Origin of the sequence: Kibdelosporangium banguiense (assembly GCF_017876405.1) — a bacterium.
Taxonomy (GTDB): domain Bacteria; phylum Actinomycetota; class Actinomycetes; order Mycobacteriales; family Pseudonocardiaceae; genus Kibdelosporangium; species Kibdelosporangium banguiense.
Genome location: NZ_JAGINW010000001.1, coordinates 10,479,904 through 10,490,098 on the forward strand (window position 1 = coordinate 10,479,904; position 10,195 = coordinate 10,490,098).

Annotated in this window: 1 pseudogene; it reads right to left on the minus strand. The window is 73.8% G+C overall.

The window, feature by feature from the left end:
* Nucleotides 1–40 precede the first annotated feature (40 nt).
* Nucleotides 41–10,117, minus strand: a pseudogene (locus tag JOF56_RS47055) (SDR family NAD(P)-dependent oxidoreductase); the annotation flags it as partial.
* Nucleotides 10,118–10,195: the final 78 nt, after the last annotated feature.

The window sequence follows — 10,195 nt, forward strand, 5'->3', positions numbered from 1 at the left end:
CTTTGTCAGCCATTGTCGGCACCCTTCATGACCGGACCCATCAGCTGAGCCCGAGTTCTTCGTCGATGAGGCGCAGGACGTCGTCGTCGGTCGCCGCGTCCAGGTCGAGGTCGGTGTCGAGCGGGGTGGCGGTCCGGTCCCGCCAGCGCAACAGGATGGTCTCCAGGCGCACGGTGACCCGCGTGACCTCCTCGGTGTCCGACAGGCCGGACAGCAACGCGTCGAGCCGGTCCAGCAGGTCCGGTGCGGCGATCGCGTCGGGCACCAGCACCCCGAGCAGGTACCCGGCGAGCGCCGCGGGGGTGGGGTGGTCGAACACGAGCGTGCTGGGCAGCCGGGTGCCCGCCGCCGAGGACAGCCGGTTGCGCAGCTCGACCGCGAGGAGCGAGTCGAACCCGAGCTCCGCGAACGTCCGGTCCGGCGCGACCCGTGTGCCGGGCCGGTGTCCGAGCACGGCACCGACGTGGGTGCCGACCACCTCCAGGGCCGCGTCGGGCCGGTCCTCCTCGGGCAGGGCGAGCAGCCGGTCCGGCAGCGCGACCCAGTCGGCACTCGCCGCGCGGGGCAGTGGCGCCCGCACCAGGCCACGCATGAGTGCGGGCACGTCCCCGTCGGCGCGGCTGAGGTCGAGCCGGACCGGGACGGTGTGCGGATCGTCCGACGCCGCGGCGTGGTCCAGTAGCGCGAGTCCGTCTTCTGTCCTGAGTGGACGCACGCCACGCGCGGTCAGGCGGGCATGGTCCGTCTCGGTCAACGTGGCGGTCAGGCCGCTGGCCTCGGCCCACAGGCCCCACGACAACGAATGCGCGGGCAATCCTTCCGCCCTGCGGTGCTCGGCCAGGGCATCCAAGAAGGCGTTGGCCGCCGCGTAGCCCGACTGGCCGGGAGTGCCGAACACCCCCGCCGCCGAGGAGAACAGCACGAACAGGTCGAGGCCCTCGGTCAGCTCGTGCAGGTGCCATGCCGCGTCGACCTTCGGGCGCAGCACGGTTCGCAGGCGTTCCGGGGTCATGGCGGTGAGCACGCCGTCGTCCAGGACACCGGCCGCGTGCACCACGCCCCGCAGGTCGGGGATGCCGGCCAGCAGAGCGGCCAGCGCGTCGCGGTCGCCGACGTCGCAGGCGGCGAGCCGGACCCGGGCACCGTGCGCGGTCAGCTCGTCGGCCAGTTCGGTCGCACCGGGTGCCGCCGCGCCGTGACGGGAGGTCAGCACCAGGTCGGTGACGCCGTGCGTGGTGACGAGGTGCCGGGCCACGGCGGCGCCGATGGTGCCCGTGCCGCCGGTGACCAGCACAGTGCCGGAGTCCGGCCACACGACCGGGGTCGCGGGGACGGCGGCGCGGCGGAGCCTCGGCACGAACACGCGGCCGTCACGGACCCGGATCTCCGGCTCGTCGGGGACCACCACGGGTTCCTCGGCGTCGACGAGCAGGAACCGGTCAGGGTGCTCGGACTGTGCCGAGCGGACGAGGCCGCGGACCGCCGCCTGCGCGAGGTCTCCGGGTTTGGTCAGCACCAGCAGCCGGCCGCCGGAATCGTCGGCCAGCCACTCTCGCATCCTGGCGAGGACGTCGGCGATCGTGGCCGCGACCTGTTCCGGCACGTTCCCGTGCGGCGACGCGCACTCCAGCACAACCTTGTCGGCCCCCGGGGCTTGCGGCGCGTGGTGGCTCGGCTCCCATTCCACCCGGTACAGGGAGCGCGGCACGGGCCGCCGGCCAGTGGTCGGCACAGGACGGAACCCGAGTTCCTCGATCTCCAGGACGGACTCGCCCCGGTCGTCGGTCACCAGCAGGCGTCCGGTCGGCGACAGCCACACCCGGACCGAGGTGGCACCACTCGCGAACAGCCGCACGCCCGACCAGGACACGGGCAGTTCGGGCGCGCTGAGCTGCCGGAGGTGGCAGACCGCGTCGAGGAGCGCCGCGTCGGTGCCTGCCTCGTCGGGCAGTGCCACCTCTGCGAACACGTCGTCCCCGCGCGTCCACGCGGCCCGCAGTGCCCGGAGGTCCGGGCCGTAGTCGACGCCGCGGTCGGCGGCGTCCTCGTAGAACCCGGTCACGTCGACCGGGTCGCTGTCCGGCGGCGGCCACGACGCCAGTCCGGCTGGGCGCTCCGCGCTCGGGGCCGGGTCGAGGGTGCCGGTGGCGTGCCGGGTCCAGTCGCCGTCGTCCTGCTGGGCGTGGATCGTCAGCTCGCGGGTACCGTCGTCGGCCGGTGCGCCGACCATGACCTGCACCCGGACGCCCTCGGCGACGGGCAGCGGCGCGTCCTGCGTCAGCCGCGCGACCGAGGCGTGGCCGACACGCCGGGCGGCGTGCAGCGCCCAGTCGACCAGCGCACCGCCGGGCAGGACCGCGTCGTCCATAACGACCTGGCCTGCCGGCGAGGGGGACAGCTTGCCGGTGAACAGGACGGTGTCCGTGCCCGCGGGGACGACCGCCGCGCTCAGCACCGGGTGGTCACCGGGGTCGAGCCCGACATCGCTCAGGTCGCCCGATGCCGACGGGACGTCCAGCCAGTACCGCTCCTTCTGGAACGCGTAGGTCGGCAGGTCGACGGGGACGGCAGGCGCGGGCACGACGGCCCGCCAGTCCACGTCCACGCCGTGCGTCCACAGGGTCGCCGCGGACCGCAGGAACGCCCCGCGCTCGTCGGTGTCGCGCCGCAGTGTCCCGGTCACCACTACGTTCTGCGCCAGGTCCTCGACGGGCGCGGAGAGCACCGGGTGCGGGCTCACCTCGATGACCGTGTCCACGCCGTCGGCCAGCAACGCGGTCATGACCTCGGCGAAGCGGACGCGTTCCCGCAGGTTGCGGAACCAGTACCCGGCGTCCGCCTCGGGACCGGACAGCAGGGTGCCGGTGACCGTGGAGTGCCAGGCGATCTCGGCGTCGCGGGCGTCGACGTCGCCCAGCTCCTTCGCGAGCCGCTCCCGCACCAGGTCGACCTGCGGCGAGTGCGACGGGTAGTCGACCGCGACTCGACGGGCCTGCGCACAACCGTCGACCACAGCAGTCAGCGGCGCCTCCTCGCCCGCGACGACGACCGAACGCGGCCCGTTGACCGCGGCGATCGACACCGCGTGCGACCCGATCAGCGCCCGCACCTCGTTCTCGGGCAACGCGACGGACACCATGCCGCCCCGGCCCGCGAGCTCACCGGCGATCACCGCGCTGCGGGACACCACGATCCGCGCCGCCTCCGGCAGCGACAGCACCCCGGCGACGCAGGCCGCCGCCAGCTCGCCCTGTGAGTGACCGACCACGACAGACGGTTCGACCCCAGCGGCCCGCCACACCTGCGCGAGCGACACCATCACCGCCCACAGCACCGGTTGCACGACATCGACGCGGTCCAGTGACGGCGCACCCTCGACGCCGCGCAGCACGTCGGTCAGCGACCAGTCCACACAGGACGCCAGCGCGGTCTCGCACCGCGCGATCCACTCGGCGAACACCGGGGAGGTCGTCAGCAGACCCCGGCCCATCCCGGCCCACTGCGCACCCTGGCCGGGGAACACGAACGCGACCCGGTCCCGTGGGCGGGCGACAACGCCGGGTGCCCCGTCGGCGAGCGCGGTCAGCCTGTCGACGACGTCGCCGTGCACGACCGCCCGGTGCTCGAATGCCGCCCGGCGCATCAACGCGGCCGCGACCGCACCCGCGTCGGCAGGTGCGCGCTCCAGCAGGCGCTTGGCCTGCGCGGCAAGAGCTTCGGCGGACTTGGCGGACAGCAACCACGGCAGCTCGGCGGTGTCGGCGAGCACGGCAGGCACCTCGACCGGGTCGGCGGGTGGCGCTTCTTCGAGGACCACGTGTGCGTTCGTCCCGCTGATGCCGAACGACGACACCGCGGCCCGGCGCGGCCTGCCGGTGTCCGGCCAGTCGACCGGCGCGGTCGCCAGCTCGACCGAACCCGCCGTCCAGTCCACATGGGTGCTCGGCTGGTCGACGTGCAGCGTCGGCGGGACGACGCCGTGCCGCAACGCCAGCACCGTCTTGATCACCCCGGCGACACCCGCGGCGGCCTGGGTGTGGCCCAGGTTCGACTTCACCGAGCCGAGCAGCACGGGCCGGTCCCGGTACTGGCCGTAGGTGGCGATCAGCGCCTGCGCCTCGATCGGGTCACCGAGCTTGGTCCCGGTGCCGTGCGCCTCGACGACGTCCACATCGGACGGTGACAGCCGCGCGTCGGCCAGCGCCCGCCGGATCACCCGCTGCTGGGACGGCCCGTTGGGTGCGGACATGCCGTTGGACGCCCCGTCCTGGTTCACCGCCGAGCCGCGGATGACCGCCAGCACGCGGTGCCCATCCCGCAACGCGTCAGAAAGCCGGACCACCAACAGCATCCCGGCGCCTTCCGCGACACCCATGCCGTCGGCGGCGTCGGCGAAGGCCTTGCAGTGGCCGTCGCGGGCGAGGCCACCCTGCCTGCTGAACTCGGTGAAGATGCCCGGGGTGGCGACCACTGACGCGCCACCGGCGAGTGCGAGGTCGACCTCACCGCGCCGCAGCGCGCTGACCGCCATGTCCAGTGCCACCAAGGACGACGAGCACGCGGTGTCCACCGTCACCGCGGGCCCCTCGAAGCCGAACGTGTACGCGATCCGGCCCGTCGCCACGCTGCCCGCGTTGCCACTGCTGAGGAAACCGGCGATGTCCTCGGGCACCGTGCGCAGGCGGGACAGGTAGTCCTGGTACATCAACCCGCCGTAGACACCGGTCCGGCTGCCCCGCAACGTGCCCATGTCGATCCCGGCGCGTTCCACGGCCTCCCAGGACAGTTCGAGCAGCAGCCGGTGCTGTGGGTCCATCACCGCGGCCTCCCGCGGGGAGATACCGAAAAACCCGGCGTCGAAGTCGGCCGCGTCGTGGAGGAACCCTCCTCTGTCCACGATGGAGCTGCCGGGCCGTTCTCCGGTCGGGTCATACAGGTTCGCGAGGTCCCATCCGCGGTCGGCGGGGAACCCGCTCTGACTGGTGCCACCCGCGGCGAGCAGCGCCCACAGGTCCTCGGGCGAGGCCACGCCGCCGGGGAACCGGCAGCTCATGCCGACGATCGCGATCGGCTCGTCCGCGACCGCGCGCACCGCGGGCTCGCGCCGCGCGGTGCTGGCGGGTGCCGTGCCCAGCGCGGTATCGAGGAACGCCGCCAGCGCCTCGGGGTTCGGGTGGTCGAACACCACGGTCGCGGGCAGCCGGGTCCCGGCCAGGCCGGCCAGTCGGTTGCGCAGTTCGACCGCGGTCAGTGAATCGAAACCGAGGTCCTTGAACGCGCGGTCACCCGCGACGGCCTCGGCGTCCGGATGTCCGAGCACCAGCGCCGCTTGGGTGCGGACCAGCTCGACGAGCAGCCGGACGCGCTCCCCTGCCGGTGCGGCGGCGAGGCGGTCCTGCCAGGTCCGCCCGCCGGTCGTGCGGCGCACCGCCGTGGGCAGCAGGGCATGCAGCAGGCGCGGGATCTCGGCGTCACGTGACAGTTCGAGGTTGATGGGGACGGTGTGTGCGGCGTCCAGTGCCATCGCCTGGTCGAACAGGGCCAGGCCGTTGTCGACGGCGAGGGGCCGGACGCCGCCCCGGGCCAGACGGGCGTGGTCTACGTCGCCGAGGGTGCCCGTCAGCTCGCTGGTCTCGGCCCACAGCCCCCATGACAGCGAGCGCGCGGGCAGGCCGTTGGCGCGGCGGCGCTCGGCGAGGGCGTCCAGGTACGCGTTGGCCGCCGCGTAGTTCGCCTGCCCCGGGGTGCCGAACACGCTCGCGGCGGAGGAGAACAGCACGAACACGTCGAGGTCGCCGGTCAGCTCGTGCAGGTGCCGGGCCGCGTCCGCCTTCGCCCGCAGCACCGAGTCGAGCCGCTCGGCGGTCAGCGCCGTGACGACCCCGTCGTCGAGCACCCCGGCCGCGTGCACGACACCACGAAGATCGGGAATCCCGGCCAGCAATCCGGTCACGGCCGCCCGGTCCGCCACGTCGCACGCGGCGACCCGCACCTGGGCACCCGCTGCCCGCAGCTCGTCGGCCAGCTCGGCCGCACCGGGGGCGGCCACACCCCGCCGTCCGGCCAGCACCAGGTCGGTCACGCCGTGCCGGGTCACCACGTGCCGGGCGACCGCCGATCCGATCACCCCGGTGCCGCCAGTGATCAGCACGGTCCCGGACGTGGGCCAGGCGGCCTCGGCCGGTCCGTGGCCCGCGCGGCGCAGCCGGGGCACGAGCACGCGGTCGCCCCGCAGCGCCATCTCCGGCTCGCCCGCGAGTGCCGCCGCGGCAAGCAGTTCGGCCGGGACGGTGCCGGAACCACTGTCCACCACCAGGAACCGGTCCGGGTTCTCCGACTGGGCGCAGCGCAGCAAGCCGTGCACGGCGGCGTGGACGGGATCGGCGCCACCGTCCCGGGTCACCACGGCCAAGCGTGCTGCCGGGGAATCGGGGTGTGCCAGCCATTCCCGTACCCGCTCCAGCACTGAGCCCAGCACGTCCCGGACATCGCCGTCCCACACCGGCAGCACCACGAACTCCGGCCGCTCGGCCAGAACCTCGGCGAGCGGTTCGCCGACCCACTGAGCCACCGTCGGCGCCTCGGACAGAGCGGGCGTCCACGGTTCCCATGCCCGCGTGTACAGCGACCCGCCGGACGTGGTCCCGGCCGCACGCATCAACACCTTGTCCACGGCGAGCACGGGCACGCCGTCGGCGTCGGCAATGAGCACCCGCACCCCGTCCGCGCCCGCAGGCGTCAGCCGCACCCGGGCGGACCGGGTCGCCTCGCCCCACGACCGCACGCCCGTCCACGCGAACGGCAGCCGGACCGCCGCCACGGCGTCGTCGGGCACGGTCACGCCCAGCGCGTGCAGTGCCGCGTCGAGCAACGCGGGGTGGATGACGAAGCCCTCGGGGGACTCGGCCTCGTCGGGCAACGTCACCTCGGCGAACACGTCCGCGCCCCGCCGCCACACCACGCCCAGCCCCTGGAAGACCGGGCCGTACTCGTACCCGCGGTCGAACAGCGCCGCGTAGTGGTCGCCACCGTCGACCTCGGTCGCGTCCTCGGGCGGCCAGGTGCCTGCCAGCTCGGTGAACCCGTCGGCCGCTCCCGGCGAGGGCACGACCGTGGCATGGGCGTGCCGGACCCACGCGCCGTCGGACCGGGAGTGCACGGTCACAGTCCGTGCCCCGGTGTCGTCCGGCGCGGCGACACCGACCTGGACCGCGACACCAGCCTCGTCGTCAAGCACCAGCGGCACGGACAGCGTGAGGTCCTGAACCGTGTCACAGCCGACGTCCCGGCCCGCCCGCAGGACGAGGTCGACGAACGCGGCGCCGGGCAGCAGGACCGAACCGAGGACCGCGTGGTCGGCGAGCCAGGGCTGGGACGTCCGGGACAGCCGACCGGTGTATGTGACCGTGTCGGCCTCGGCCGCGGTGAGGACGCCGGTCAGCAGCGGGTGCCCGGCCGGGTCGAGGCCCGCGCTCGCGACGTCGCCCGTGGACAGGGACGGGTCGAGCCAGTACCGCGTGCGCTGGAAGGGGTAGGTCGGCAGGCCGGCCGGTGCGCTCGGCCGGTCGAGGCCAGGCCAGTCGATGCCGGTGCCCCTGGTCCACAGCACGGCCGCAGACCGCAGCAACGCGGCCTGCTCGGGCCTGCCTCGGTGGAGCGAGCCGACGACGACCACGTCCCGCTCGCCCGCGATCTCCTCCACCGCCGACGTCAGCACCGGGTGCGGGCTCACCTCGACGAACGTGTACACGCCGTCGGCGATCAGCGCGCCGACCGCCTCGGCGAACCGGACGGGCTCGCGCAAGTTGCGGTACCAGTACTCCGCGTCCAGTTCTGTGGCGTCGACCGTGGCCGCCGCGACCGTCGAGTACATGGTGACGTCCGCAGACGTGGGCGCGACCGGCGCCGCGGAGTCCAGCAGCCGGTCACGGACCTGCTCCACGTGTGGCGTGTGGGAGGCGTAGTCGACCGCGATGGTCCGGGCGCGCAGACCCGCCTGGTCCGCGGCTGCGACGACCTCGGCCAACGAACCAGGTGCGCCTGCGATCACCGTGCTGGCGGGGCTGTTCACGGCGGCGACCCACACGTTGGACCGGGCACCGATCAGCCCGGCGACCTCGCCCTCTGACGCGGCGACGACGGCCATCCCGCCCTGGCCTGCCAGCTCCCGTGCGATGGTCTGGCTGCGCAGCGCCACCAGACGCGCCCCGTCGGCGATCGACAGGGCCCCCGAGACGCAAGCCGCGGCGATCTCCCCCTGCGAGTGCCCGACGACGGCATCGGGTGTGACCCCCAGGGATCGCCACACCGCGGCCAGCGACACCATGACCGCCCACAGCACGGGCTGCACGACGTCCACCCGGTCCAGTTCCCGCGCGTCACGCAGCACGTCGAGCAGATCCCAGTCGACGTACGGGCGCACTGCCGCCGCACACTCGCCGAGCGCCTCGGCGAACACCGGCGACGACGCCAGCAGTTCGGCCGCCATCCCGGCCCACTGCGAACCCTGGCCGGGGAACACGAACGCGATCTTGGCGTCCGGCCGGGCAAGCCCGGTCACCGCACCGGTCCCGTCCACCTCGCCGCGGGCCACCGCGTCCAGGTGCTTGGGCCGGTCGGTGGCGAGCACGACGGCGCGGTGTTCGAACGCCGCCCTGGCGTGCACCAGAGCCGCGGCTATCTCGGCGTCCGGCCGGTCACCGACGAGGTCACGCACCTGCGCGGCACGGGCACGCAACGCGGGTTCGGTCCTGGCGGACAGGACCCATGGCACGACAGCGCCGGACTGGCTCGCTCCGGGCACAGCGGGCTCGTCCTCGCCGGCCGGGGGTGCCTGTTCGAGGACGACGTGCGCGTTGGTGCCGCTGATGCCGAACGACGACACTCCCGCCCGCCGGGGCCGATCCACCTCGGGCCACGGCCGCGCCTCGGTGACCAGCTCCACCGCGCCCGCGTCCCAGTCCACGTGCGGAGTCGGCTCGTCCACGTGCAGAGTCGCGGGCACAATCCCGTGCCGCATCGCCATGACCGTCTTGATGACACCGGCGACCCCGGCCGCTGCCTGGGTGTGCCCGATGTTCGACTTCACCGACCCCAGCAACACCGGGCGGTCCGCGGGCCGGTCCTGCCCATAGGTCGCCAGCAACGCCTGTGCCTCGATCGGGTCGCCGAGGGTCGTGCCGGTGCCGTGCGCCTCGATGAGGTCCACCTCGGCCGCCGACACTCCGGCGTCAGCCAGTGCCTGCCGGATCACCCGTTGCTGTGCGGGACCGTTCGGCGCGGTCAGGCCGTTGGACGCGCCGTCCTGGTTCAGTGCACTGCCCCGCACCACGGCCAGCACCTCATGCCCGTTGCGCCGGGCGTCGGACAGGCGCTCGACAAGCAGCACCCCGACGCCCTCCCCCCACGCGGTGCCATCCGCCGCAGCCGCGAACGCCTTGCAGCGACCGTCACGGGCCAGGCCGCGCTGACGGCTGAACTCCGTGAACGCGGCGGGTACCGACATCACCATCACGCCGCCGACCACGCCGAGCGAGCTCTCGCCGGAACGCAGCGACCGCACGGCGAGGTGCAGCGCCACAAGCGACGACGAACATCCTGTATCGACGGTGATGGCGGGACCTTCGAACCCGAAGGTGTAGGCGAGCCGGCCGGACAGGATACTGGACGCGTTCCCGGTCAACAGGTAGCCCTCGACACCGCTTGGTCCATTATGGACATTCGAGCCGTAGCCGGCCTGCGCACCGCCGACGAAGACCCCGGTGCTGCCGCCGCGCAGCGTCCCGGGGTCGATCCCGGCCCGCTCGAACGACTCCCATGTGGTCTCCAGCAGCACCCGCTGCTGGGGGTCCATGGTGATCGCCTCACGTGGCGAGATGTCGAAGAACCCGGCGTCGAAGTCGCCCGCGCGGTCGATGAACCCGCCGCTGCGGACGTACGAGGTGTGCGGGCGCTCGCCGTCGGGGTCGTAGAGGGAATCGAGGTCCCACCCCCGGTCGGCCGGGAAGCCGGTGATCCCGGCGCGGCCGTCGGCGACGAGCGACCAGAGGTCCTCCGGGGTGCCGACGCCCCCGGGGAACCGGCAGCTCATACCGATGATCGCGATCGGCTCCGCCGCGGCGTCCTCGACCGCGCGCAGCCGCTGGTGCGCCTCGCGGGCCTCGGCGATGGCCTGGCGGAGGTACTCGCGGAGCTT